The sequence below is a fragment of the Streptococcus sp. X13SY08 genome (genome assembly GCF_001182825.2).
In the GTDB taxonomy this organism is placed as follows: domain Bacteria; phylum Bacillota; class Bacilli; order Lactobacillales; family Streptococcaceae; genus Streptococcus.
On record NZ_LFYO02000002.1, the window covers coordinates 697,577 to 721,002 of the forward strand.

Genomic DNA, 23,426 nt, shown 5'->3' on the forward strand with positions numbered 1-23,426 from the left:
GAAACAAATTTCTTAACTTTCGATTCTCTCAGGGTCCTTCCCATTTTTTTCACTCCTTGACTATTCTAATAGGTTCCTTCTTCACCTTGGCTCGTCAAAATAACAGGTCCATCTTTGGTAATAACAAATTGGTGCTCATATTGACAAGATAGTCCACCATCAAGCGTCTTATGTGCCCAACCTGTTTCCATATCTGTGTCAATTTCCCAGGTACCAGTGTTGATCATTGGTTCTATCGTCAAGACCATTCCCTCTTTAAGACGGAGTCCACGACCAGCACGACCATAGTGTGGCACCATTGGTTCTTCATGCATGGTCGGTCCAACACCGTGTCCTACCAAATCACGAACAACGCCATAGCCACGACTTTCCGCATACTCTTGAATAGCTGCACCGATATCCCCAATGCGGTTGCCAACGACCGCTTTCTCGATACCAATGTACAAGCATTCTTTGGTCACATCCATCAAATCTTTTACTTCTTGGGACACTTGACCAACAGCGTAGGCCCAGCAAGAATCCGCCAAACCGCCCTTGTAATTTTCAGTGAATTCTTTCATCATCTCAACATTGTTAAAATCCGAGGTTGAAACGTCCACAAATAATGACGTGGAAAAGCATGTGCTACTTCATCATTTAAGCCACAGCAAGTCGCGTAAGGATAGTCCATCAAATGACCTTCCACACCGATTTGAAGCGGTAACACATTTCCTTCTTTACAGCGTTTGCGGACATATTCTTCAACTGCCCACATATCCACACCTGGTTTAATCACATCACGTAGACCGATATGAATGCTAGCAAGAAAATCACCTGCTCGGTCCATCGCTTCAATTTCACGTTGTGATTTAAGAGTAATCATTCTATTTCTTCCTCTTCTAATTTAAAATCCGAGGACCTCATGATAAAGTCCTTATAATCCCGCATTTTGTGAGTATAGCGGTCACTTCCCTTGTATTGTCGGTTGGCTCTGAAACCAACTTTTTCTGCTACACGCTGGCTGGCTCTATTTTCCAAATGAGTTCTTAGTAAAATTTCTCGGAGACTAAATTCATAAAAACAAAGATAGACAATGGTTCGCAGTGCTTCTGTCATCAAGCCCTGATTCCAAAAATCCTGATACAAAAAATAACCAATTTCCGCTTGTTTCGCTTGCACATTCAGCTTCTCCAATCGAATAACTCCGATCATATTCTGCACACTATCTTTCAGACAAATTGCCCAAATTCCCAAGGGTTCCTTCATAAAAATATGAACTAGCATATGCTGACTCTCTTTTTCGCTCATCATTTGAGGAAAAATAAAACGTAAATTCTCAGAGTTAGAAGCAATTTTGTAAAAATTTTGTCCGTCACTATCTATAGCGAACAGGCCTTAGATAAAGACGTGAAGTTTCGAGCTCTGCAAATTGAGCCAATTTTGTCAACGTCTCCATGGTATGTTGCCTAAAAAGGAGATAACCCCCCTTATTCTTCTACTAAACGAATATCTGCACCCAAGTCTGTCAATTTCTCAATTATATCAGAATAGCCGCGCAAGATAAATTCGACATTGGTAATTTCAGTTTGTCCATCAGCCATTAAACCGGCTATGACCATAGCTGCACCAGCACGTAAGTCTGTCGCCTTCACAGGACCACCCGATAAACGATTTCCACCTTTGTAAGAAATGTAGGAACCTGTCGTTTGAATATCTGCTCCTAAACGAGCCAATTCTGCCACCTGACCAACCCGTTTTTCATAAATGGTATCAATGATACGACCACTTCCTTTTGCTTTCAGCAAAAGTGGTGTAATAGGTTGTTGCAAATCGGTTGCGAAACCTGGATAGGGTGATGTTTTGATCGTAACAGCCTTCAAATCCGTTTGCTGCTCGACAAAAATAGAATCCTGTGAAACAGTCATTCGCACGCCCATTTCTTCCAACTTGGCAATGTAACTTTCCAAATGCTCATATAGGACGTTATTAATCTGAATTCCCTCTCCAGCTGCCGCTGCAAGAGCAATATAAGTTCCTGCTTCAATGCGATCTGGAATGACTTGATGGCGTGTGCCATGCAATTCTTTGACACCCTCAATCGCAATAACATCCGTTCCAGCACCGCGAATATGGGCGCCCATATTGTTCAAAAGAGTCGCCACATCAATAATTTCTGGTTCACGTGCTGCATTTTCAATCACTGTGCGGCCTTCAGCCTTGACCGCAGCCAATAAAGTATTGATGGTCGCACCCACACTAACTGTATCCATAAAGATATGAGCACCATGGATTTTTCCAGGGTTTGATTCCAAGTGCATATTGGCACCCTCATAGCTGACACTAGCTCCCATAGCTTCAAAAGCTTTTAAATGGAGATCAATCGGGCGAGGTCCCAAATCACAACCACCTGGTAAACCAACCACTGCACGACCAAAACGGCCCAAAAGTGAACCGTAAAAGTAATAAGATGCACGCAAGCTATTGATTTTTCCAAAAGGCATCGGCATATCTTGGACTCCACGTGGGTCAATTTCCAGTGTTTCGCCATCGCGACGAACGTTTGCCCCCATCGTTTCCATGATATCAATCAAACTATCTACATCACTAATAGCTGGAACGCCGTCTAGTGTCACCACTCCATCTGCTAAAATAATGGCAGGAATCAATGCTACGACTGAATTCTTCGCACCGCTAACTGTGACCTGTCCCTTCAAAGGCCTTCCGCCGTTAATTACAATTTTTCTCATACAAACTAAAACACTTTCTTCATTTTGTCATTTAGACATACGGTTCATTGTACCATAATTTTCAAAAGACCGCTAGCACTAAACCTGATATCATCCCTTTTCTTCCGCCGTTACAGTTTATTGTATTGTTTTCTCTATCCATCTAGGTTATAGTATTCCTATCAGAAAATATTTTGGAGAATATTATGAATAAGATGAAAAAGAAAGTCTACCGTAACACACCTGCCTTCACTTTTATGGCTTGGGGATCCTTCCTTTTCTTTGCTGCATTGATTTTAATTGGTCTTTACACGCTTAAAGAACCTCTTATGGTTAAAGGTTACTATTTAATAGGAGCTGTTGGTCTGGTCTCCTCTTCTTTCACGGTTTCAAAAGTTGTTCGCGACAATCAAGAAGATGAAAATAACTATAATCACCTTCTTCAAGAGGCTGCAACAAAAGAAGAGCAAAAACCATTATAATTGTACTTAAAAGGAGTTGGCAAGCCAACTCCTTTTATCTTATAATACTGCTGCTTTTAAAGATTCTACCTTGTCTAATTTTTCCCATGGTAGTTCGATATCAGTGCGTCCCATGTGACCATAAGCCGCCGTTTGTTTATAAATTGGGCGTTTGAGGTCAAGCATTTTAATGATCCCTGCTGGACGAAGATCAAAATTCTCCCGCACAGCTTTTTCCAAAGCTGACTCAGACACAGTGGACGTCCCAAAAGTGTCAACACGTACTGAGACTGGATGTGCCACGCCAATAGCATAGGCCAGCTGTACCTCTGCTTTTTTAGCTAGGCCTGCAGCAACGATGTTTTTGGCAATGTAGCGAGCCGCGTAAGATGCTGAACGATCCACTTTTGTCGCATCTTTACCTGAGAAGGCGCCACCACCATGACGACTATAACCACCATAAGTATCCACAATGATTTTACGACCTGTTAAACCAGAATCCCCTTGAGGACCACCGATAACAAAGCGTCCTGTAGGATTGATGAAAAACTTCGTTTGGTCGTCAAGATACTTGCTTGGAATAACTGCCTTGATAATCTGATTGATGACATCTTCACGAATTTGTTCGTTCGTTACTTCTGGATCATGTTGAGTCGAAATAACCACCGTATCCACACGGACTGGCTGGTCATTTTCATCGTATTCCACAGTTACCTGTGATTTGGCATCTGGACGCAAGTAACTAATGGTGCCATCCTTGCGAAGTTCTGCTAACTTACGAACCAATTGATGTGATAGTGAGATTGGCAATGGCATGAATTCAGGTGTCTCGTCAATGGCAAATCCAAACATGAGACCTTGGTCCCCTGCACCAATTAGACTAAGTTCGTCCTGCTCACCATCTCGTACTTCCAAAGCTTCATTCACACCCTGAGCAATATCCGGTGACTGCTCAATCAAAGATGGATGAACACCAACTGACTCAGCAGCAAATCCATATTCTGCATTTGTATAGCCAATTTCTGCAATCGTGTCACGCACCACACGGTTAATATCCACATAGGCAGTGGTTGAAATTTCTCCGAAAACATGAACTGAACCTGTATATACACAAGTTTCGGCTGCTACGTGTGCATCTGGATCTTCTGCTAAAATTGCGTCCAAAACAGCATCTGAAATCTGATCTGCAATCTTATCCGGATGCCCCTCCGAAACTGACTCAGACGTGAAAAGTTTACGTTCTGACATAAAAATGTCCCCCCTAATTTTTGATTCTTACTTTTTCCTCAGTTGTGCTGAGAATAAAAGAAGAAGTTACCTATTCGCTTCTCTCTATAAGATTTAGCGAGTTACGACTGTGAAACCAAACTTCGATCGTAAGTGAGATTTCAACTAACAAGGCAACTAGCTAGACCACCATAGTGGTTAGCGTCCATTGACGAAGACGACATGTCTGACAATGGTGTTGAGTTACAAAGAACCGACTGAAAGAAAGTTCTTTACTGGCAACATTTATTGCGAGTAAAGACAGTTGGTTTTTACGAGTGTATTCCTTCTCTCAGAATGTCTTATCGGGACTCAATAACGTTTACTATTGTACCACAAAAACCACTGAAATAGGAATTTTCTAAGGATTCAGACCAAAAATAATAGCAGCAAAAGAAAAATAGTTACAAGATGAGCTTTATCCTACTGAGAAATACTTCCTTTACATAGTGTTTTATTCAATCTCTTCCCTTATAGCTTGTAACATTTGTATCTGTAAAAAAATAGGTGCCTTCTATCTGGCACCTATTTTTTTACAATTTTATTTGACACCACACCAAGCAATGCCTTCGTATTTCCAACCATGTTGGTCAACCAGCATATTTTTCTCATTTTCACTGGTGGTATAATGGTGCGAACCAGACTTTAGGCGAGGATTGAAAAGACGATAAAGTGGCTTAGAACCACCTGAATACCAAGCGACTCCTTCATCGGTCCAACCATATTCAGAAACCAGAGTATTTTTCTCGTTTTCACTGGTGGTGTAATGATGGTCTTTAAGCGATTTATTGTAGAGACGATAGACTGGTGCACCGCTAGTTAGTGCATACCAACCAATCCCTTCATATATTCCCCAGCCGGTTCTTACCAGCGTGTCTCGCTCATTGATATTCGAAGTGTAGAAGTGTTCATGATTATTTTGATTGTAAAGGCGATGCATAGCAATGGCATTTGCCAATGACGTTGTCGGATCTGTGGCTGGTTGATTGGCAGTAGAAGCTTCTACAACAATATCCTTAGTCACTGAAATTCCGCCAACGCTGTAATGGTTGCCGTTCCAGCCTTCAACCCCGTGATGATTCCATTTGTATCTGCCTTGGCAATGGTCGTTTGAGATGAAGACCATTGAATAGCTGGGAATTGTGGCACAACGCTACCATTTTGAAAACCGTCAATGATTGTATTGGTAACTAAATTGAGCGACCTGCGTCGTACCGACACCAATAGTAGGAGTTTTTAGGTCGATTTTCGTATCTCTTAGACGATTTGACTGAACTTCTATGGTTTGAGAAACTAATCCATATTGTCCTGTCGCACTTTCATTTAAACCAGTTTTAAGCGAAAATGCTTGCGCGGATGAGCGGTAGTATTGACTGTTGCCAATAAAAGTCCCCATACCAATATGATGATATTCTGGATTAATCATACTTTCATAATGACCAATTTGTCCTTTTAGAACACCAGTTTTCTTATAGGTAATGTAATCTGATTTCTCACCGTAAAATTGTTCGATAGCTTGCATCATTGAACTGGAATCGTTTGACCAATTCCAAGCCAAAGCCAAATTCTCTGCAAAGGAGGAGTTGGACTTCCCAACATCCAGCCACCAAAGAGCAATATCACAAGCAGTAGACCCTTCAACAATGGATTATGTTTCATTACATTACCTCCTTAAATGATCATGTCTATATTCTTTTTAATATTAAGATACAATGAAATAAAAAGTTTACCAAGTAGTTCATCCATTCTAAAATACTTCTTTGTGTTTTTTAGAATAAATCATTACAAATTCTCCTTTAAAAGCAACTAGCAACATAGACTGAATCGTTTTTCTATTTGCTTTATTTATATAAAATCTGCATCCAGAATAGCTTGCTTAACTTCTTTTAATGGTAAATGGACTAAATCACAACCTTTCTCTTGATAAAGATAGCGGGCATAATCGTCTATTCGGTATTCATTGATATAGACTACGCGCTTGCATCCTACCTGTAGAAGCTGTTTAGAGCAATTGAGGCAGGGAAAATGCGTGACGTAGGCTGTGAATCCTTGCGGAATACCTCTCTCCGCTCCTTGTAAGATAGCGTTAACTTCCGCATGAATGGTCCGCACACAGTGACCATCTACCATAAGACAACCATTATCCAAACAATGCTCTGTTCCCGACACAGAGCCATTATATCCAGTCGCAATGACCTTGTTATCTTTGACCAAAACTGCACCGACTTTGGCACGTCTACATGTTGCTCGATTGGCAATCAAGAGCGCCTGCGCTGCAAAATATTGATCCCATGCTAAGCGATTATCTGACATAGATCACCTCCATTTTTCTCTATTATACTATTTCTTTTCTTTCCCACCAATAAAAAAATCAATTTCTTACTTTTTAAATGCTTTTCATCTGAAACTCATCGCAGTTGGAGCCATGTTTTTCAATCATATTGCACATGCCTTTGCCCTGCAAGCTTCACATCCAACCGTATATTATGTAGCTCTTTTTATCGGGTTTCTAACCTTTCCAATCATGGCATTTTTAATCGTAGATCTGTGCTCCCATTTCACTATGCCTTTGATGTTCTCCGAGGACAGCCACTCAACTGGGGCAATAACATCTTTTTCACGCTAGTTTTAGGCTTGGTTTATCTAATTTTTTACGAACGCTACCGCCATCCAATAATACAGTTTATACTCTTAATTGTCTTTACAGCACTGTCCTTTTACTCTGACTGGGGACCACAAGGTGTGCCTCTCATCTTCCTTTTTTACTATATGCGGACGCAAAAGAAAAGGCCAGTTTTCCCACTCATCGCTCTTTTGCTCTACATGTCTTTTAACTACTGGGTAGCTTATTACCAATATCCTGGGTTGGTGTCTATCTATCTCCCACTATCTGCCTTAGGAATTCTTTGCGTCATCCCACTCCTTCTTTCCTATAATGGCGAGCGCGGTTACTCACCAATCTGGGTCAAATGGGGCTTTTATCTCTTTTATCCCCTTCATCTCTTGCTACTTTTTGCCATTCGGTTTTGGATATATGGAATTTAAAATGAGAAAGGACTTGTTATGATTCGATACCCTTCGTTTTCAGAACAAGCTACAATCGGTGTCACTGCTCCTTCGTCAGGAGTCTCTAAAGAATTGCATCCGCTCTTAGAACAAGCCATTTCTCGGATGAAAGAAAGAGGGTATACTATCCAAGTATTACCTAGTACTTGGCAACAAGACCGTGTCCGCTCGACAGATACTCAAACACGCGCCCATGAACAATGATCAAGCAGACTACTCCTACCTTGATGTTTATCAAGAATTGGCTCAAGATTTGGGGATTCCAATACTCTATGATGTTGACTGTGGTCACCTACCTCCACAAATCACGTTTGTAAATGGTGCCTGAGCAAGTATTTCTTATGAAAACGGAACTGCTTCGGTGACACAGACCTTTAAATAAAGCCCTTTCACTTTTCTTTTTAGGCAACTTCCTATATAATAAAACTATAAAGCAAAGCTAGGAGAATCATATGAAAATTGATGATTTAAAGCAAAGTAAAAACGTGGAAGATCGTCGTGGTTAGTCCTCATCTGGATTTGGAGGTTATTCAGGTGGTGGTTCAAGCGCTGGCATGGGTATGCTCCTTCGTCTCCTCATGTCTTCTGGTAAAGGAAAATGGATTGCTATTGTCATTATCCTCTTCATGGTCTTTGCAGGAGGAAGTGGGCTAGGAGATTTCATCGGACTAGGAACCAATAGTTATCAAAGCAATTACCAAAGCAGCCAGACAACTTCATCCGTCTCCGATCAAGATGAGGAGTTTGTCAGCAAGGTCTTTGGCTCGACAGAAGATTTTTGGAAACAGACATTTGCTGATGAGGGATTGACCTACACCCCAGCGACTCTCGTTCTCTATGATGGTCAAACACCTACTAGCGGATGCGATATTGGTAGTGCCCAAGCTGGTCCTTTCTATTGTCCCGCTGACCAAAAAGTTTATATCGACTTATCATTCTATCGTGATTTGACGACTAAATACAATGCTGCTGGTGACTTTGCTATGGCGACACCTTCTCAGGCAATATTTAAAATAACAAAACAGGCTCGAGTGCTCGAACCTGTTTTTTCTTGTCTTAATCAACCATTTTGGATTTGAGGTAAGCATCTACCATGGATTCTGTTGCCTGAACAGAATCCATATGAGTGCGCTCATAGGAGTGACTTGACTCAATACCAGCACCGAGTAAGGCATGTTTCACATCAGCACCTGCACGCATGGCTGCTGAAGCGTCACTTCCATAGTAAGGGCAAATATCCAATTTATAAGGAATGTTGTTTTCTTTTGCTAAGGCAACTAAATGCTGACGCAATTCATAGTGGTAGGGGCCCGATCCATCTTTGACACAGATAGAAACCGTGTACTCATCTGTCTGCTGATCATCCCCCCGTTGCTCCCATGTCCACTGCCAGGTACTCTACCATCTTAGCTGGCAAACTGGAATTGGCACCATATCCAATTTCTTCATTATTTGAGAAATAAAAATGAGTTGTGTATGGAAGCGTCACGCCTCCTTCTTTATAGACTTTCAGGAGGTGAATAAGGAGAGCCGCTGAGACTTTATCATCCAAGTGACGACTCTTTATAAATCCTGATTCTGTTACCGTTGTACGTGGATCAAAGGAAATAAAATCTCCCACTTCAATGCCCAGAGCACGCGTCTCATCTGCATTGGTCACTTTTTCATCCAAACGAATTTCCATATTTGTCTGATTGCGTTCAGCAGTATTGGCATCATGATAAACGTGAACGGAGGTCTGGTGCATAAGAATGGTCCCTGTATAGGTTTTCCCATTGCTCGCAACATGAATAAGGCAATTCTCCCCTTCGATAGATGGATAGCCAAATCCGCCCACCAAATCCATTTTGAGGCGACCATCAGGCTTAATCGCACGAACGATGGTACCAAGTGTATCCAAATGTGCTGTGACCACACGGTGAGACTGGTCATTTTAACCCTTGACAGAAACCATGACGCCACCTTTTGGTGTCTTAACAGCCTCATAGCCAAAGCTCTCTACTTCAGCTTTGATATAGTTCATAATCTCCGTTGTAAAGCCTGTTGGAGATGGGGTATTGGTTAATTTCACAATGTAATCAAGTATATTGATTATTTTCTCCTTTTTTCTGAATCCTATTATACCATTTGATCTCTTTTTTCTGCCATAGGCAAAATAAAAATAACTTAACGAGAATAGTATGAAAAAATTTATTTGAATCATCGGGAAATGACTTTCTTCTGTCGCCCAAGTCCCTTGATCCCCAGATAGAGCCCCTTTTAAAACAAATCCTGCTGACTTTATACCTGTAGAAAAGCGTATTCAAAAACGTTTTTCCCCAATTCCTTAAAGGCTTGAAAACCAAGGATTTTAACTGTATATGGTATACTAACAGTATGAAAACCTACGAAAAAATTTATCTTATGTTGCTTGATCAACATCAGACCATTAGTGGCGAAGATATTGCCAAAGAATTGGGCATTTCTCGCACAGCTGTTTGGAAAGCAATTCAACAACTAGAAAAGAAAGGTGTCTCCATAGACTCCTCTCGTCATAGCGGATATACCATGCGTACTGGTGACTTGTATATTCAGGAAAATTTAGAAACGGAACTGGGATTCCCTGTCCATATTTCTGAAAAAAGTCAATCTACACAAATAGACGCACGCGCTGGTCTGGAAGCAGGGCATGCCACACCTAGCCTTTATTTAGCTCCCCAGCAAGGTGCTGCAAAAGGACGATTTGGACGCACCTTTTTTACCGATACTGCCGGCATTTATATGTCTCTCCACCTCTCGCCATTGAAGACCTAACAGAAATATCTACTCAGATAAAGTGGGTTAACGATATTTATCTTGGCAACCGTAAAATTGCGGGGATCTTAACAGAGGGCATCTCCGATATCGAGTCCCAAACTGTCACAGACCTCATTATCGGGGTTGGCATCAATTTTCATGTGACTGATTTTCCACAGGAGATAGCAGAGCGGGCAGGCAGTCTCTTCACCGAACAACCTTCTATCACGCGCAGCCAGCTCATCGTCCGCATGTGGCAAAATTTTTTTGATATGACAGAAGATGAATTATTTACTCTCTACAAGGAAAAATCACTCGTTCTTGGTAAACAAGTGACCTTTGCAGAAACAGGCATAAACTATAGTGGTTCTGCTATTGACCTAACAAAAAACGGCCAACTGGTAGTCAAGCTGGACAATGGGACAGAAAAAATTCTCTCTGGTGGAGAGATTAGTCTTTCTTCTTGGTGATGGGGCCAGATAGCTCGACCAAACGGATAAATTTGGTGATGCGATAGCTAAATCGGGGATTACGAAAGACGAAAAATCCATATAAGAGAGCCCAAAAATATTGCCCAGTCAAAATAGCATCATTCATTCAGTAAGTAGCGAGTCCTGTAAAAATAGCGAGGAATATAAACTGTGAAAATCTCATAGCTATAGTATAGCAAAAAGTCAGCCATTTGGCTGACTTTTATCTTGCTTTCATCCTCAATCTTCCAAGACGGTCACATCATCTTGTAAAAATTCAAATCCTTGAGGAACTAGTGGTGCTTCTTCCTCTTTTGGTGTAGCTTTTTGCCCTTTAGCCTTGGCAGAAAATTCTGCGCGAATGGCCGTCCAATCTTCGTGCGCAATGGCTAAAATCTGCGGTGAGAATCCAGCAGCAGCGCTCAAGATATTACCAAACATGGTATTGAGGTTGTCTCTTTTCATCGTCTGCTCTGCATAAGGAGTGCCTTGTCGGCACCCGATAAGCTCTCAATGACCTCTCCCCAAGCATTTTGCAAGCGGGTCAGATTTTCACGAGCTTGACTTGGATTTTCCATGGCTTCTTGCAAAATGGAATGAACCTTATTGGTATCCAAACGGTATTTTTTCTTAGCTTGTGGCTTACGAGATGCGGCCTTCACTTCCACTGGTTGGCTGGATAATTGTCCCAACTGTGCCTGCAATTTTTGGACTTCTTGTTCTAAGTTGGAAATTTGTTGCAACAAATGGGCTGGCGCTGGCGTATCAGATGCAGGTGCCGTTTGCACTTCTTCTTCTGTCAACCGAATAGTCATCATCTCTGCGTAAATCTTTGGTTGCGGGCTGGACTTGATATCTTCTAATCCCTTGGTAACCTGCTCAATCAAATGGAAAATACGTTCCTTAGGCAAGGTTAAGTTTTCCAAAAATTCCTGACTAGAATGCGTATTGTCACCACCTGTTTGCACCATGAGGAGATCGCGCAGGTAATGGAGCAAGTCGGTTGCAAAGCGCGTCATACTCTTTCCGTTGTCAAAGATGGTTTCCAAGTTTTGCAATGCCTCGGTCGCTCGTCTCTCACGAATATGGGTCATGTAATCATCCAAGGCACGCAGGCTAATAGAACCTGTGATTTCCTCGGCAGTTGCTAGTTCCACATGCTGATTAGAGCTGAGACTGAGAGCCTGATCCAAGATAGACAAGGCATCACGCATACCACCTTCGGCACGGCGTGCAATCATAGACAAGGCTTCATCGTCGTAAGTAATGCCTTCTTTATCCAATATCCAAGCTAAATGTCGCTTGATATCAATAGTCTTGATGGACTTGAATTCAAAACGCTGTACGCGCGATAAAATAGTCGCTGGAATCTTATGTAATTCAGTCGTCGCCAGAATAAAGACCACATTTTCAGTTGGTTCTTCCAATGTCTTCAAGAGTGCATTGAAAGCCCCCGTTGACAACATATGAACTTCATCGATGATGTAGACTTTGTAAGTCGCAAGACTGGGTGCATAGGTTGACTTATCACGGACATCACGAATTTCATCAACACCATTATTAGATGCCGCATCAATCTCAATGATATCTTCCAAACTACCTTCCGTGATGGCCTTACAGATATAGCAATCATTACAAGGCTCACCAGCCACTTGATTGGGACAGTTCATAGCCTTGGCAAAGATTTTAGCAGCCGATGTCTTACCTGTTCCGCGAGGACCTGAAAAGAGATAGGCATGGCTAATTTTTCCCTGCTCATTAGCCTGACGAAGTGTGGTCGCTACCACTTCTTGACCGACCATTTCCTCAAAAGTTTGGCTGCGGTATTTACGATAAAGGGCTTGGTACATCAGTCTTTTTCTCCAAACATAGCAAAATTCCACTCCGTTTTCTCAGCTAAGATGTCCACAAATGCCTTCAGGTATTTGCAGTCAATAGCATCATAATCACCAACGATTTCAGAATCCAAATCCAGCACACCCAAGAGATGACCATTTTTCATCATAGGTACCACAATTTCAGACATAGCCGTCGCATCGCAGGAAATGTAATTGGGATGCGTTTTTACATTTTCAACAATCATGGTTTCCTGTCTTTGAGCTGATTCTCCACAGACACCCTTTCCAAGGGCAATATGAACGCAGGAAACACCACCTTGGAAGGGTCCCGAAATCAATTCTTCCCCATCAAATAAGTAAAAACCTGTAAAAACCGAGCGAGGCAGAGCTTGGTTCAAGAGGGCTGATGCATTGGACAAATTAGCCAAAGCATTGGTTTCACCTTCTAAAAGTGCCTCTAACTGAGCATTTAATAATGTATACGCTGCAATTTTTTCTTTTTTCATCATGGTCTTATTATAGCATAGATTGACTAAAAAAGAGTTGAAATTCGTCAACTCTCATCTATCATTCGTTTCGCTTTCGTTAATAAGCTGATTCATTGATTTCACAGTAGGTCATCAACGCCAAGACCAGATGATATAAAACAGAGCCAAATCAAGAATGACTCCGGCAATGAACGCTATCTGGAAATACCATTTTCTTGTCTTATGGTGAAAGAAATAAGCACCGATATAGGCACCCACGCCCCCAAAAAAATAGGTTATTAGCAGTAATTTTTTTTCTGAAATCCGATAGATCCCTTTTCTGGCTTTTCCTTTATCTAAGCCATACACTAGAAAGCTAAAAACATTCCAAAATAATAAAAGTAGCATGAAAAATTGTTTAATGTTCATATTCTTCTATATTTCATTTAGCCAAAATATTGGACTAGTTTCCTCCTTCTGCCATAGATTTCAGACTCTCTTGACTATCAAATAGAAAAACCAATCCTTTCGGACTAGTTTCTCTTCGCTTGTAAAATACGATATTCTTCTAGATTTTCTTCTAACCAGGCAATTTGTGCACGGTTACGCGCAATGGCACGTTTCAAAATCAAATAATGACCGTAGTTGTTGGAAATGAATTCTGGATCTGAAAAGAGAGTATCCTTGCGGATTTCCAGACGCTTGAGGTGTTTGTTCAAGACTTCGATTTGCTCTTCAATCATTCCTGGAATACGTTCGTCATCCATTTTCTTAATGAAAAACATTTTCAATGAAAAGATATCGCGGTGCTGTGGCGTATCACGGTTTGGTTCTTCCATCCACTCACTTAGTTTTTCACGACCTAGGTCTGTCAAACTATATTGCTTTTCCTTGATGTTGCCAGGAACAGGATGAACTGTAATCCAACCATCTTTGGTCATCCGTTTCAATTCTGGATAAATTTGGCTATGTGCAGCTTGCCAGAATTCTCCGACTTCTGCTTGAAAATATTCTACAATATGTTTGCCTAGGACAAATTCATCGCCCGTAGACATCACTCCTAGAATAATATGTGGTAACATTCTTTGTTTTGGCACTTAATTTCGCTCCCTTAAAATACTTTCTACTTTTGTGTTGATCAAGTCGATAGGCACGACATTGGTCACTCCTTCTGGATTGTGTACTGCTCAATGATACTTTCTAAACTACGTCCGCGCTCCATCATGTCACGCTTGATACAACGGATAATCCGAATATCGTCATCTGTATCTACGAAGATTTTGATATCCATCAAATCACGTAAACACTCGTCTTCCATAACCAAGATCCCCTCGATGATAAAAACATCTTGCGACTCTCGACGATGGGTTTTTTCGCTGCGTGTATGTTGTGTATAGTCATAAATTGGAATATCCACTGGACGACCAGCAATCAATTCCTTGAGTTGTTCAATCATGAAGTCAGTATCAAAAGCCAAAGGATGATCGTAGTTGGTTTTGACACGTTCTTCAAAGGTCAAATGATCTTGATTTTTATAGTAAGAGCCATGCTGAATCATAGCTATTTTTGCATCTGGAAAATTAGCTAAAATAGCCTGAGATACACTAGTCTTACCGCCTCCAGATCCACCTGTAACACCAATAATAATCGGTTTTCTTGTCATCTTTTTCTCCTAATTTGTTCTCTCACTATTTTAACAGAAATCATGGTATAATGAAAGATAGAACCCTCATAATTGTAGAAGTTCTCCCACTTTTTTTATGAAAGCTCTTTCTTATATAAATGTGGAGTCTCTTACTAAATCACCCATTCTATTTATAAAGGAGATTCGATGCTAAAACTTGGTATTATCGGAACCAGTCCAATCAGTCATGAATTTATTAAAGCTGTATCATTAAGTCATTCGTATACCTTATCAGCTGTCTATTCTCGTAAATTGGAGACAGCTAAAACTTTCGCCCAATCCTATGAAAATATAACATTGTTTACAGATGTAAATAAGTTTTTCTCTTCTGACTTAGACGTCATTTACATCGCTAGCCCAAATTCCCTTCATTTCGAGCAAGCAAAAGCTGCACTGCAAGCTAAAAAGCATGTTATCGTGGAAAAGCCGATGGTGTCAACCCTTGAAGAACTAGCTATTCTCACCAAGACTGCCCAAGAACATAATGTTTTCTTATTGGAAGCAGCCCGCAATTACCACGAAAAAGCCTTTGCGACCATCCGAGAATTTTTAGACAGCCAGACAATCTTGGGCGGACAGTTTACCTACGCCAAGTATTCTTCCAAGATGAAAGATTTATTAGCAGGAAAGATTCCAAATATCTTCTCCGCGGATTTCTCAGGTGGTGCTCTCATGGATTTGGGTGTTTATACCCTCTATGCAGCTGTCGGGCTACTAGGTAAACCAAACGCTTCTACTTATACTGCACAACAGCTGCCTAACTCTGTAGATTTGAATGGAACAGGCGTTCTTACGTACCCTGATTTTAAGGTCACCATTCGTCCGGGGAAAAATATCTCTGCTTTTGGTGGCAATGAAATTTACACAGCAGATGGCACCTTGGTGCTTGATTCTTGTGAATGGATTAGCTCTGCTATTTTCCATAAACATGACGGAAGTACGACTGAACTTTCCATCCAAGCAGCCAGCCATCAAATGCAGGAAGAGACGCTAGCATTTGCCCAAGTAATTGAAAATCAGGACTGGAATTTGGCTCAAAAATGGTTGAGCGATGCACAAGTTGTCCACGAAACTCTTTACTCCATGCGTCAAGACGCAGGCATCATTTTTAAGGCGGATACACATGTACAATAAACTCCCTCAAATCTGGCAAGACCAGTTAAATCAACTGCACTTTACCAGCTTTACACCGATTCAAGAAGAGGTTTTTGAGCCTATTTCATCAGGAAAAAATGTTCTGGGAATTAGCCCCACTGGTACAGGCAAGACTTTGGCTTACTTGCTGCCAAGTTTGCTCAAGCCGACTCCTAAGAAAGCGCAACAATTGCTCATATTAGCTCCCAACACTGAATTGGCAGGACAAATCTTTGAAGTTTGTAAAACCTGGGCAGAGCCAATCGGCTTAACTCCTCAACTTTTCCTGTCTGGCTCTAGTCAAAAACGACAAATTGAACGCCTCAAAAAAGACCCAGAAATTCTGATTGGAACGCCAGGAAGAATTTTCGAACTCATCAAACTTAAAAAAGTAAAAATGCTCTCTATCAATAGTATTATTTTGGATGAATTCGATGAATTATTTAGTGATTCACAGTACCAATTTGTTGCAAAAATCCTTCATTACGTACCCAAAGACCATCAACTAGTTTATATGAGTGCAACAGCGAAATTCGACCGCGATAAATTGGCAAATGATTTGGTGACTATTGACTTGACCCGCGAGCCCTTGGACAATATCAAACATTATTATATGATGGTGGATAAACGTGAGCGCTTAGAATTGTTACGTAAATTCTCCAATCTTCCTGATTTTCGTGCCCTGACCTTCTTTAATAGTCTATCAGACTTAGGAGCTGCTGAAGAACGCTTAAGCTATAACCAAGCTAATGTTATCTCCCTTGCCTCCGATGTCAATGTCAAATTCCGCAAGGTCATCATTGAGCGCTTCAAGGAGCACCAAATAACGCTTCTTTTAGCAACTGACTTGGTAGCACGTGGCATGGATATTGACAATTTGGAATGCATACTTAACTTTGATGTCCCTCGCGACAAAGAGACTTATACTCACCGCTCTGGTCGAACAGGGCGAATGGGAAAAAAAGGTGCTGTAATTACCTTGGTCACTCACCCTAGCGATCTCAAAACCCTCAAAAAATACGCAACTGTTAGTGAAATCAGCCTTAAAAATCAAGAATTTTATATCGTGTAGTTAAGAGGTCCTAATGGACCTTTTAGTTTGGCAAGAAGAGGAAGATATTGATCGTTAAAGCTGAAAAATGAATTGAACAGCAATATAGACAGGAAAAAGAATTTGCAATCCAGATTTCACATCTCAACTCTGGTCATAAGTTTGAAGTTGCTCGATGCTAACACACCTAAGAATTGTACAGGGAAAGACTAGTCCTACAGATTATCAAATCTTTTTCACGACTACTGCATTCCCTAGTCAAAAAGGGTTTGGAACGATTTTTGTTCCAAACTCTTTTTTTGAAAACGCTTGACTTGTATGAATGAAATAGTGTAATAAAACTAGATAGTCACTTAGACTTCAGGAGGAACTTATGATTGAATTTCAACAAGTCAGCAAGCAATACGACACTACCTTGGCTTTAAAAGGACTCAATTTAACCATTGAAAACGGCGAAATTGGTCATAATGGTGCCGGAAAAACGACCACCATCAGCCTCTTGACTTCTATTATCGAAGCGACAAGCGGTCAGATTTTTGTAGATGGGATGAACTTAGCAGAGCATCGCAATGACATCAAGAAAAAAATCGCCTATGTGCCAGATTCACCTGATATTTTCCTCAATCTTACCGCCGACGAATATTGGCATTTCTTGGTGCAAATTTACGATGTAGACAAGGCTGTGGCAGAACAACGTATCGATCAATTAACTAAACTCTTTGATATCGCGGACCGCAAGTATGAAACCATTGATTCCTTCTCGCATGGTATGCGCCAAAAAGTCATTATCATCGGTGCTCTCGTTCCTAATCCTGATATTTGGATTTTAGATGAGCCATTGACAGGTCTAGATCCTCAGGCCTCTTTTGACCTCAAAGAAATGATGCGCAAACATGCAGAATCTGGAAGGACCATTCTCTTTTCAACCCATATCCTGTCCGTCGCAGAACAATTATGCGACCGTATTGGAATCCTCAAAAAAGGTGAATTGATTTTCATTGGAACCTTGGAAAAATTACGTCAAGCCTATCCTGACCAAAACTTGGAAACAATTTATCTACAATTGATTGCCCGCCATGATGAGGATGTGCCGCAAGAAAGTGCAGGTGAATAAGATGAACTGGAAACATGTTTGGAAATTGACTAAAGTCAATCTCCTCTATTCCAACCCACAAGCTTTGGCAAAAGTCCGCAAGAAAAATGCTAAAAACCCTCTGAAAAAACCAAAGGAAGCTTACAAATCCATTCTGTTTCAGCAACTCGCTGTTATTTTACTCTATTCCAACTTTTTATTTTCCTCCTCATGTCCATTACATCGGCTTTTTCTACCATGTTCTCGGTCTTCTATAACAGTCACGATACTGAGCTCTATCTTCCACTTCCAGTGACAGAAAGAGAAATCTACCTAGCTAAGCTCCTATCCTCCATCGGGCTCAACTTGGCCTTTCTGATGCCGACTCTATCACTGTTCATCATCGGCTACTGGAGGATTTTAGGAAACGCTTTTCTTGCCGTCCCATTTGCACTCTTGCAATTCATCGTACTGGCTCTTTTAAGCATCTTCATTTCTAATTTTTTGGTCCATATATTGGGACGTATGCTGATAAAAGTGCGTCAAAAGAATATGATTTCAACTGCTCTTATGCTACTTTCTAGCATCGGTGCGGTAGGGATGATCCTCTTCATGCAAAATATGAGTATGGATGGTTTGGATAAAGCAAACGCCATTCCTGATTTACCCGTAACCCCAGTTATCGTTGGTTTTTACCACATTGCTCGCGCGCCTTTTTCAAGTGCTAGCTTTTTGCACTATGGGATACTTCTAGCCATGCTGGTCCTCTTCGGCTTCCTAATGGTAAAAAAAGCTATTCCTCAATATTACCAACAACTAGCCGCCATTGATACCAAGAAAGTGACGGTTCGCAAGAAGAAAAACAATACTAATGCCAGCCTAAAATCTACTCTGATTCGACATCACTTGGGTACACTCAAGGACCCAACCTTGATTATGACTAGCTTCATGTCCACTTTTATGTTTCTCATGTTTTTTATTCCCCAACTCCTAAATGGAAACAACTTCTTCTCTAAAGTTTCATTAGAATTCTTTGGATTGGTACTCGTTGTCGGACTGGCATTGGGTTATATGACTGCTGGTGCTTTCACCATGGTGGGCATGTCTCTAGAACGAGATAACTTCTATTTCCTAAAAACACTACCAATTGATTTTCACGATTTTCTGCGACAAAAATTCTTTGTCCTGTGGTCCGTGCAAACTCTTATACCTGTTCTAACGTTTGAATTATTTAGCTTGATTGCGGGACTTCACCCTTTCCTAATTTTCATCTTGGTTCTAGGAATCATGCTAGCATCCTATCCAACCTCGCTTTCCTACTACAAAAAAGACTATAAACATTTGACACTCACATGGCAAAATGTCAGCCAACTCTTCAACCGAGGGGGTGGACAGCTCATCATGATGCTCTTATTTTTCCGTGGAAACTTAGTGTTGTCGTCTTAGCCATCAGCATTGCCATCGTTGTTGGTTTACACTTTTATTATGAAAAGTCGCTCTGGAAACAATTTAAACAATGAAAAACGATTAGGAAAAATCCTAATCGTTTTTTGCTAAATAAATTGATAATCCGCTGCCAATCCTCGCTGAACAGCTGGACGTTTCGCGATTTTTTCAGCCCATGTGAGTAAATGTGGATAGGCAAAAGCATCCAAAAATGCTGCAGCTCCTGGATAAACCTCATCCTTTACTAATCGGCCATACCAAGACCAGATGGATATATCGGCAATGCTATAATCCTGCCCCGCTACATAAGGTCTCTCTGCCAATAATTGATTGAGCAAATCCAATTGACGCTTGGTTTCCATTGTATAGCGATTGATAGGATATTCCTGCTCTGTCGGCGCATAATGAAAGAAATGACCAAATCCACCACCGACAAAAGGGGCCGCTCCTGTTTGCCAGAATAGCCAGTTGAGTACTTCTGTCTTTTGCTTGATATCCTTTGGTAACAATTTCCCATACTTTTCAGCTAGATAAAGTAGAATATTGGCAGATTCAAAAACAGGAATTCCTGTTTCTTGATCCAACATAGCTGGTATTTTTGAGTTGGGATTGAGTGCTACAAAATCTGAACCAAATTGATCGCCTTGACCAATATTGATGTTGAACAGGTCATAATCAAGGTTAAGCCCTGCCGCTTTTAGTTCCTCAAGCATAATAGTTACCTTGATCCCGTTGGGTGTTCCCAATGAGTAAACTTGCAGAGGCTTTTCACCTTTTGGTAGGATTTGTTCAAATCGACTACCCGCAGTTGGGCGATTTCCTGCTCGATTTTCATTCTCATCTTCCCAACGCCAAACGACTGGTTTCTTGTAATCACTCATATGCTTTCCTCCATTTTTCTTATTTTCTTTTTTAAAAGTATTATTCTTCCTCTAGATAAGCCCAATGACTGTATAGATCAAATATAGAACCAATTGCCACAATAGTGATGTTGCATACCATCATTAAAAAATCATAAAAATAATTTGAAAAAATCCAAACCATCTCATTTTTTATCTAGTTTCATTACCAAGTCTTCCTTTTAGTACTTACTAAGTCCCATATCTGCCATACGACGATTTTCAGCTAAGCTAATGAGATAGCGTGATAAGTCTACTAATTCTTTGGGTGATCGATACGTCAAAGCAGTTATTTCTACATTCACATACCTTGATAATTGACCCGCAAAAATATAAAGATTTTCCGTCCTATCTAAACGCGAAGCAAAGTCAAAAAGTATTTCTTTCAATTGAATTGAAATAATCCCATCTGGTAAATTATAAAGCTGACTAATGTAGCTATACATTTCTTCTTTATTGGCTTGTTTCATACTGACCTCCCTTTCTTCATTATACTATTTCAACACAAAAAAGACCATCCGAAGATGATCTTTTATTTTTACTAATTACAATGAGTTTGTATCAACTTTGATACCAACACCTTGTGTTGTAGTGATTGTAAGGCTTGTGATGTAAGTACCTTTAGCTGTAGCTGGTTTAGCTTTTACGATAACATCGTTGAAAGCTTTGAAGTTTTCAACCAATTTGTCAGCTTCAAACGATACTTTACCAATAACCGCTTGAACGATACCTGCTTTGTCAGCACGGTAAGTGATTTTACCACCTTTAGACTCCTCAACTGCTTTTGCAACATCCATTGTTACAGTACCAGTTTTAGGGTTTGGCATCAAGTTACGTGGACCAAGCACACGACCAAGACGACCAACAAGTGCCATCATGTCAGGTGTAGCGATAACCACGTCGAAGTCCAACCAACCACCGTTGATTTTAGCAACGAGGTCATCTTCACCAACGTAATCAGCACCAGCTGCTTTAGCTTCTTCAGCTTTAGCACCACGTGCAAATACCAATACGCGAGCAGTTTTACCAGTACCGTTTGGCAATACCATAGCGCCACGGATTTGTTGGTCTGCTTTACGAACGTCAATGTTCAAGTTGTAAGCAACTTCTACAGTTGCGTCAAATTTTGCAAAGTTAGTTTCTTTTGCAAGTGCTACAGCTTCTTCTACGCTGTAAGCTTTTGTGCTGTCGATTTTCTCAAGAGCAGCAAGCATTTGTTTGCTTTTTTTAGCCATTTTTTAATTCTCCTTGTAATGTGGTCATACGACTTTCATCTCCCACGTCAGTCACTCATCGGATCTGATGAAGTTGAGCGGGTCTAGGGCTGTCTGACAGATTAGTCAGTAACAGTGAATCCCATAGAACGAGCAGTTCCTTCGATCATACGCATTGCAGACTCAAGGTTTGCAGCATTCAAATCTGGCATTTTTGTTTCAGCGATTTCTTGTACTTGCGCACGAGTTACTGAAGCAACTTTAATTGTGTTTGGTGTGCCTGAACCTTTTTCAACACCTGCAGCTTTTTTCAACAATACAGCAGCTGGTGGTGTTTTTGTGATGAAATCAAATGATTTATCCTCATAAACTGAGATAACAACTGGAATAATCATACCAGCTTGATCAGCTGTACGAGCGTTAAATTCCTTTGTGAATCCCATGATGTTGATCCCTGCTTGACCAAGTGCTGGTCCAACTGGTGGAGCTGGAGTAGCTTTACCTGCAGGAATTTGAAGTTTTACAAGTTTTTCGACTTTCTTAGCCATCTTAAAAATCCTCCTATTGTGGTTTTTGCGGTAATTAAAGATTTTTACCTCCCACAAGTATGTGATTTTCACATACTTTCCTATTATACAGATTATCCTTAGAAAAAGCAAGAGAAAAAGTTAATTTTTTCATAAAAAAGAACGCCTTTCAGCGCTCTCCTCTATTCTTATTTAACAACAGTAATATTTGCTGCTTGAGGGCCTTTTTGACCTTCTTTGATTTCAAATGTTACCGCTTGTCCATCTTCCAATTTCTTAAATCCATCTGTTTGGATTTCTGAAAAATGGGCAAATACGTCTGCGCCGTTTTCTGCAGAAATAAAGCCATAGCCTTTTTCTGAGTTGAACCATTTTACAGTACCTTGCATCATGTTTGTCACAACCTTTCTAAAAAACTTCTTGTAAAAAAATAGAAAAGGTAGGGAACAAATCCAGATACATTTAACACTTCATTACTCTGCTACTCTAACAGAGATTGGAGAAAATGTCAAATAAAAATATGAATTCCCAGATAAAAGTTTACTTTTTGCCAGATTTTTTATAGAATGAAACTATGATATTCTTGAAAATTGCAGCAATTTTATTTCCGATTTTAACCTTGACGGTTTCTATTATCATCGTCAAACTTTTTGGCTTGCGCAAAAAAGGGCGAAATTTTGCGGATATTGCCTTTCCCATGTTTGCAGTGGAATTTTACCTCATCTCTGACAAGGCTTTCTATCATAGTCTACTTCCCCATCTCGTGCTAGCCTTGTCACTTCTAGCTCTCGCCATTGCGATTCATTTTTTTTTCCAACGTGGGGAATTTTCATATCATCGCTTTTTCAAATTTTTCTGGAGAGCAGGCTTTCTACTGACCTTTTTTATGTATCTAGCTCTGATGATTTCACTATTTTTTATTAAGTCTTAAACAAAACTGCCTTGCAATGCAAGGCAGTTTTTTCTATTCATGGATTTCAAGCGGCAGACCATCTGGGTCAAAGAAGAAAGCCATTTTCTTTCCATCAAAATCATCTATCCGAAGACCTTGATGCGGGATTTCCAAGCGATCAAATTCAGCTAGACAGGCTTCAACATCGTCGACTGCAAAAGCGAGGTGGCGCAAACCTGTATGCTCTGGATTTGGCATAATAGGCCGCAAGGGAGCTTGGGACTTAATAAAAATTTCAAGCACAAAATTTCCTTTTTTGACATTAAAAAGGATGTCATCTTTATCTGGACGAATATGCTCATCCAATTGCTCAAAACGAAGCTTGTCCACATAAAATTCTCTTGTTTTTTCGTAATCACGTCCGATAATGGCTACATGATGGATGCTGGATGAGTTCAT

General features: G+C 40.6%; 27 protein-coding genes and 7 pseudogenes. 11 read left to right on the plus strand and 23 right to left on the minus strand.

Translation table 11 applies throughout. From position 1 onward, the window contains the following. Positions 1–65: 65 nt before the first annotated feature. The 3 genes and pseudogenes from map to AEX56_RS04185 all read right to left on the minus strand — a co-directional run bounded on the left by map (position 66) and on the right by AEX56_RS04185 (position 2,726). Positions 66–862 (minus strand): annotated as a pseudogene (map, locus tag AEX56_RS04175) (type I methionyl aminopeptidase). Then, positions 859–1,435 (minus strand): annotated as a pseudogene (locus AEX56_RS04180) (GNAT family N-acetyltransferase). The pseudogenes map and AEX56_RS04180 overlap by 4 nt, the downstream one beginning before the upstream one ends. A 31-nt stretch (positions 1,436–1,466) precedes the next feature. Beyond that, entirely contained in the window at positions 1,467–2,726 is a 1,260-nt protein-coding gene (locus AEX56_RS04185; protein WP_049618002.1) for a UDP-N-acetylglucosamine 1-carboxyvinyltransferase, read from the minus strand. A 185-nt stretch (positions 2,727–2,911) separates the two neighbouring features. Between AEX56_RS04185 and AEX56_RS04190 the strand changes: the two genes are divergently transcribed. Next, positions 2,912–3,187: a YiaA/YiaB family inner membrane protein gene (locus tag AEX56_RS04190; RefSeq protein ID WP_049618003.1), complete on the plus strand. Its 276-nt coding sequence runs from the start codon at positions 2,912–2,914 to the stop codon at positions 3,185–3,187. Positions 3,188–3,226: 39 nt separating this feature from the next. Here the strand turns inward: AEX56_RS04190 and metK are convergent, their stop codons facing one another. From metK to AEX56_RS04210, 6 genes are all read right to left on the minus strand, one after another. Continuing rightward, complete coding sequence (metK, locus tag AEX56_RS04195; protein WP_049618004.1) at positions 3,227–4,414, minus strand: methionine adenosyltransferase; 1,188 nt, start codon at positions 4,412–4,414, stop codon at positions 3,227–3,229. Between the two features lie 559 nt (positions 4,415–4,973). Then, positions 4,974–5,456, minus strand: coding sequence for a hypothetical protein (locus AEX56_RS04200; RefSeq protein WP_053093926.1), 483 nt, complete (start codon positions 5,454–5,456; stop codon positions 4,974–4,976). After that, a complete protein-coding gene (locus AEX56_RS08565; protein WP_160315172.1) occupies positions 5,453–5,581 on the minus strand; it encodes an Ig-like domain-containing protein in 129 nt (42 codons plus the stop codon). Before AEX56_RS08565 ends, AEX56_RS04200 begins: the two co-directional genes overlap by 4 nt. 22 nt (positions 5,582–5,603) lie before the next feature. Continuing rightward, a complete protein-coding gene (locus tag AEX56_RS04205) occupies positions 5,604–5,957 on the minus strand; it encodes a hypothetical protein (RefSeq protein ID WP_049618005.1) in 354 nt (117 codons plus the stop codon). Further along, positions 5,954–6,091, minus strand: coding sequence for a hypothetical protein (locus AEX56_RS08570; protein WP_160315173.1), 138 nt, complete (start codon positions 6,089–6,091; stop codon positions 5,954–5,956). Before AEX56_RS08570 ends, AEX56_RS04205 begins: the two co-directional genes overlap by 4 nt. 186 nt (positions 6,092–6,277) lie before the next feature. After that, positions 6,278–6,745 carry a deoxycytidylate deaminase gene (locus tag AEX56_RS04210; protein WP_049618006.1) on the minus strand — a complete coding sequence of 156 codons (468 nt, stop codon included), beginning with the start codon at positions 6,743–6,745 and terminating at the stop codon, positions 6,278–6,280. A gap of 234 nt (positions 6,746–6,979) precedes the next feature. On the opposite strand from AEX56_RS04210, the gene AEX56_RS08220 reads away from it, so the two are divergent. The 4 genes and pseudogenes from AEX56_RS08220 to AEX56_RS04225 form a co-directional block, all read left to right on the plus strand. Beyond that, a complete protein-coding gene (locus AEX56_RS08220) occupies positions 6,980–7,477 on the plus strand; it encodes a TraX family protein (RefSeq protein WP_160315174.1) in 498 nt (165 codons plus the stop codon). Between the two features lie 18 nt (positions 7,478–7,495). Further along, complete coding sequence (locus AEX56_RS04220) at positions 7,496–7,702, plus strand: LD-carboxypeptidase (RefSeq protein WP_049618008.1); 207 nt, start codon at positions 7,496–7,498, stop codon at positions 7,700–7,702. After that, entirely contained in the window at positions 7,692–7,826 is a 135-nt protein-coding gene (locus AEX56_RS08440; RefSeq protein WP_131542024.1) for a hypothetical protein, read from the plus strand. The genes AEX56_RS04220 and AEX56_RS08440 overlap by 11 nt, the downstream gene beginning before the upstream one ends. 217 nt (positions 7,827–8,043) lie before the next feature. Continuing rightward, a pseudogene (locus tag AEX56_RS04225) lies at positions 8,044–8,577 on the plus strand (neutral zinc metallopeptidase); the annotation flags it as partial. On the opposite strand, the pseudogene AEX56_RS04230 reads toward AEX56_RS04225, so the two are convergent. Both AEX56_RS04230 and AEX56_RS09375 read right to left on the minus strand, forming a co-directional pair. Continuing rightward, positions 8,555–9,413: pseudogene (locus AEX56_RS04230) on the minus strand (M42 family metallopeptidase). The pseudogenes AEX56_RS04225 and AEX56_RS04230 overlap by 23 nt on opposite strands. Positions 9,414–9,431: 18 nt before the next feature. Beyond that, positions 9,432–9,569: a hypothetical protein gene (locus AEX56_RS09375; protein ID WP_330218249.1), complete on the minus strand. Its 138-nt coding sequence runs from the start codon at positions 9,567–9,569 to the stop codon at positions 9,432–9,434. A gap of 305 nt (positions 9,570–9,874) precedes the next feature. Here AEX56_RS09375 and AEX56_RS04235 point away from each other — a divergent pair. After that, positions 9,875–10,743 (plus strand): annotated as a pseudogene (locus AEX56_RS04235) (HTH domain-containing protein). Here AEX56_RS04235 and AEX56_RS08225 read toward each other — a convergent pair. The 6 genes and pseudogenes from AEX56_RS08225 to udk form a co-directional block, all read right to left on the minus strand. Continuing rightward, positions 10,724–10,870, minus strand: a complete 147-nt coding sequence (locus AEX56_RS08225) for a DUF3272 family protein (RefSeq protein WP_131542022.1) — start codon at positions 10,868–10,870, stop codon at positions 10,724–10,726. The pseudogene AEX56_RS04235 and the gene AEX56_RS08225 sit on opposite strands and share 20 nt — an antisense overlap. Positions 10,871–10,983: 113 nt before the next feature. Beyond that, a pseudogene (dnaX, locus tag AEX56_RS04240) lies at positions 10,984–12,593 on the minus strand (DNA polymerase III subunit gamma/tau). Beyond that, positions 12,593–13,090: a GAF domain-containing protein gene (locus tag AEX56_RS04245; RefSeq protein ID WP_049618009.1), complete on the minus strand. Its 498-nt coding sequence runs from the start codon at positions 13,088–13,090 to the stop codon at positions 12,593–12,595. Before AEX56_RS04245 ends, dnaX begins: the two are co-directional and overlap by 1 nt. A 111-nt stretch (positions 13,091–13,201) precedes the next feature. Then, entirely contained in the window at positions 13,202–13,477 is a 276-nt protein-coding gene (locus AEX56_RS04250) for a DUF1294 domain-containing protein (protein WP_049618010.1), read from the minus strand. A 104-nt stretch (positions 13,478–13,581) separates the two neighbouring features. After that, positions 13,582–14,130 (minus strand): PadR family transcriptional regulator, encoded by a 549-nt coding sequence (locus tag AEX56_RS04255; RefSeq protein ID WP_443031011.1) that lies wholly within the window; start codon positions 14,128–14,130, stop codon positions 13,582–13,584. Positions 14,131–14,145: 15 nt separating this feature from the next. Continuing rightward, a pseudogene (gene udk, locus AEX56_RS04260) lies at positions 14,146–14,711 on the minus strand (uridine kinase). Positions 14,712–14,879: 168 nt separating this feature from the next. On the opposite strand from udk, the gene AEX56_RS04265 reads away from it, so the two are divergent. The 4 genes from AEX56_RS04265 to AEX56_RS04280 all read left to right on the plus strand — a co-directional run bounded on the left by AEX56_RS04265 (position 14,880) and on the right by AEX56_RS04280 (position 19,435). Next, the gene (locus AEX56_RS04265; RefSeq protein WP_049618012.1) at positions 14,880–15,866 is read left to right on the plus strand and encodes a Gfo/Idh/MocA family protein; all 987 of its coding nucleotides are present in this window, start codon (positions 14,880–14,882) and stop codon (positions 15,864–15,866) included. Continuing rightward, entirely contained in the window at positions 15,856–16,938 is a 1,083-nt protein-coding gene (locus AEX56_RS04270) for a DEAD/DEAH box helicase (protein ID WP_049618013.1), read from the plus strand. The genes AEX56_RS04265 and AEX56_RS04270 overlap by 11 nt, the downstream gene beginning before the upstream one ends. 352 nt (positions 16,939–17,290) lie before the next feature. Continuing rightward, positions 17,291–18,031, plus strand: coding sequence for an ABC transporter ATP-binding protein (locus AEX56_RS04275; RefSeq protein WP_049618014.1), 741 nt, complete (start codon positions 17,291–17,293; stop codon positions 18,029–18,031). Positions 18,032–18,220: 189 nt separating this feature from the next. Beyond that, positions 18,221–19,435: an ABC transporter permease gene (locus AEX56_RS04280; protein WP_152907865.1), complete on the plus strand. Its 1,215-nt coding sequence runs from the start codon at positions 18,221–18,223 to the stop codon at positions 19,433–19,435. Between the two features lie 107 nt (positions 19,436–19,542). Here the strand turns inward: AEX56_RS04280 and yghU are convergent, their stop codons facing one another. The 5 genes from yghU to AEX56_RS04305 form a co-directional block, all read right to left on the minus strand. Further along, entirely contained in the window at positions 19,543–20,316 is a 774-nt protein-coding gene (gene yghU / locus AEX56_RS04285) for a glutathione-dependent disulfide-bond oxidoreductase (protein ID WP_049618016.1), read from the minus strand. Positions 20,317–20,516: 200 nt separating this feature from the next. Then, positions 20,517–20,804, minus strand: a complete 288-nt coding sequence (locus AEX56_RS04290) for a hypothetical protein (RefSeq protein ID WP_173554778.1) — start codon at positions 20,802–20,804, stop codon at positions 20,517–20,519. A gap of 75 nt (positions 20,805–20,879) precedes the next feature. After that, entirely contained in the window at positions 20,880–21,569 is a 690-nt protein-coding gene (gene rplA / locus AEX56_RS04295) for a 50S ribosomal protein L1 (protein WP_049618017.1), read from the minus strand. 101 nt (positions 21,570–21,670) lie between these two features. Then, positions 21,671–22,096 (minus strand): 50S ribosomal protein L11, encoded by a 426-nt coding sequence (gene rplK, locus AEX56_RS04300; protein WP_049618018.1) that lies wholly within the window; start codon positions 22,094–22,096, stop codon positions 21,671–21,673. A gap of 167 nt (positions 22,097–22,263) precedes the next feature. Next, on the minus strand, positions 22,264–22,467 hold the full coding sequence (locus AEX56_RS04305; protein WP_049618019.1) for a cold-shock protein: 204 nt from the start codon (positions 22,465–22,467) through the stop codon (positions 22,264–22,266). A gap of 182 nt (positions 22,468–22,649) precedes the next feature. Here AEX56_RS04305 and AEX56_RS04310 point away from each other — a divergent pair, with 182 nt between their 5' ends. Beyond that, positions 22,650–23,006, plus strand: coding sequence for a DUF3397 domain-containing protein (locus AEX56_RS04310; protein WP_049618020.1), 357 nt, complete (start codon positions 22,650–22,652; stop codon positions 23,004–23,006). Between the two features lie 33 nt (positions 23,007–23,039). On the opposite strand, the gene gloA2 is transcribed toward AEX56_RS04310, so the two are convergent. Beyond that, a complete protein-coding gene (gloA2, locus tag AEX56_RS04315) occupies positions 23,040–23,426 on the minus strand; it encodes an SMU1112c/YaeR family gloxylase I-like metalloprotein (protein WP_049618021.1) in 387 nt (128 codons plus the stop codon).

What these genes read in the sequence shown, in the direction of transcription:
- AEX56_RS04185 (WP_049618002.1), bottom strand. Translation starts at nt 2,726, where the DNA reads ATGAGAAAAATTGTAATTAACGGCGGAAGGCCTTTGAAGGGACAGGTC.
- AEX56_RS04190 (WP_049618003.1), top strand. Translation starts at nt 2,912, where the DNA reads ATGAATAAGATGAAAAAGAAAGTCTACCGTAACACACCTGCCTTCACT.
- metK (WP_049618004.1), bottom strand. Translation starts at nt 4,414, where the DNA reads ATGTCAGAACGTAAACTTTTCACGTCTGAGTCAGTTTCGGAGGGGCAT.
- AEX56_RS04205 (WP_049618005.1), bottom strand. Translation starts at nt 5,957, where the DNA reads ATGATGCAAGCTATCGAACAATTTTACGGTGAGAAATCAGATTACATT.
- AEX56_RS08570 (WP_160315173.1), bottom strand. Translation starts at nt 6,091, where the DNA reads ATGAAACATAATCCATTGTTGAAGGGTCTACTGCTTGTGATATTGCTC.
- AEX56_RS04210 (WP_049618006.1), bottom strand. Translation starts at nt 6,745, where the DNA reads ATGTCAGATAATCGCTTAGCATGGGATCAATATTTTGCAGCGCAGGCG.
- AEX56_RS04220 (WP_049618008.1), top strand. Translation starts at nt 7,496, where the DNA reads ATGATTCGATACCCTTCGTTTTCAGAACAAGCTACAATCGGTGTCACT.
- AEX56_RS08440 (WP_131542024.1), top strand. Translation starts at nt 7,692, where the DNA reads ATGAACAATGATCAAGCAGACTACTCCTACCTTGATGTTTATCAAGAA.
- AEX56_RS08225 (WP_131542022.1), bottom strand. Translation starts at nt 10,870, where the DNA reads ATGAATGATGCTATTTTGACTGGGCAATATTTTTGGGCTCTCTTATAT.
- AEX56_RS04245 (WP_049618009.1), bottom strand. Translation starts at nt 13,090, where the DNA reads ATGATGAAAAAAGAAAAAATTGCAGCGTATACATTATTAAATGCTCAG.
- AEX56_RS04250 (WP_049618010.1), bottom strand. Translation starts at nt 13,477, where the DNA reads ATGAACATTAAACAATTTTTCATGCTACTTTTATTATTTTGGAATGTT.
- AEX56_RS04255 (WP_443031011.1), bottom strand. Translation starts at nt 14,130, where the DNA reads ATGTTACCACATATTATTCTAGGAGTGATGTCTACGGGCGATGAATTT.
- AEX56_RS04265 (WP_049618012.1), top strand. Translation starts at nt 14,880, where the DNA reads ATGCTAAAACTTGGTATTATCGGAACCAGTCCAATCAGTCATGAATTT.
- AEX56_RS04270 (WP_049618013.1), top strand. Translation starts at nt 15,856, where the DNA reads ATGTACAATAAACTCCCTCAAATCTGGCAAGACCAGTTAAATCAACTG.
- AEX56_RS04275 (WP_049618014.1), top strand. Translation starts at nt 17,291, where the DNA reads ATGATTGAATTTCAACAAGTCAGCAAGCAATACGACACTACCTTGGCT.
- AEX56_RS04280 (WP_152907865.1), top strand. Translation starts at nt 18,221, where the DNA reads ATGTCCATTACATCGGCTTTTTCTACCATGTTCTCGGTCTTCTATAAC.
- yghU (WP_049618016.1), bottom strand. Translation starts at nt 20,316, where the DNA reads ATGAGTGATTACAAGAAACCAGTCGTTTGGCGTTGGGAAGATGAGAAT.
- AEX56_RS04290 (WP_173554778.1), bottom strand. Translation starts at nt 20,804, where the DNA reads ATGAAACAAGCCAATAAAGAAGAAATGTATAGCTACATTAGTCAGCTT.
- rplA (WP_049618017.1), bottom strand. Translation starts at nt 21,569, where the DNA reads ATGGCTAAAAAAAGCAAACAAATGCTTGCTGCTCTTGAGAAAATCGAC.
- rplK (WP_049618018.1), bottom strand. Translation starts at nt 22,096, where the DNA reads ATGGCTAAGAAAGTCGAAAAACTTGTAAAACTTCAAATTCCTGCAGGT.
- AEX56_RS04305 (WP_049618019.1), bottom strand. Translation starts at nt 22,467, where the DNA reads ATGATGCAAGGTACTGTAAAATGGTTCAACTCAGAAAAAGGCTATGGC.
- AEX56_RS04310 (WP_049618020.1), top strand. Translation starts at nt 22,650, where the DNA reads ATGATATTCTTGAAAATTGCAGCAATTTTATTTCCGATTTTAACCTTG.
- gloA2 (WP_049618021.1), bottom strand. Translation starts at nt 23,426, where the DNA reads ATGAACTCATCCAGCATCCATCATGTAGCCATTATCGGACGTGATTAC.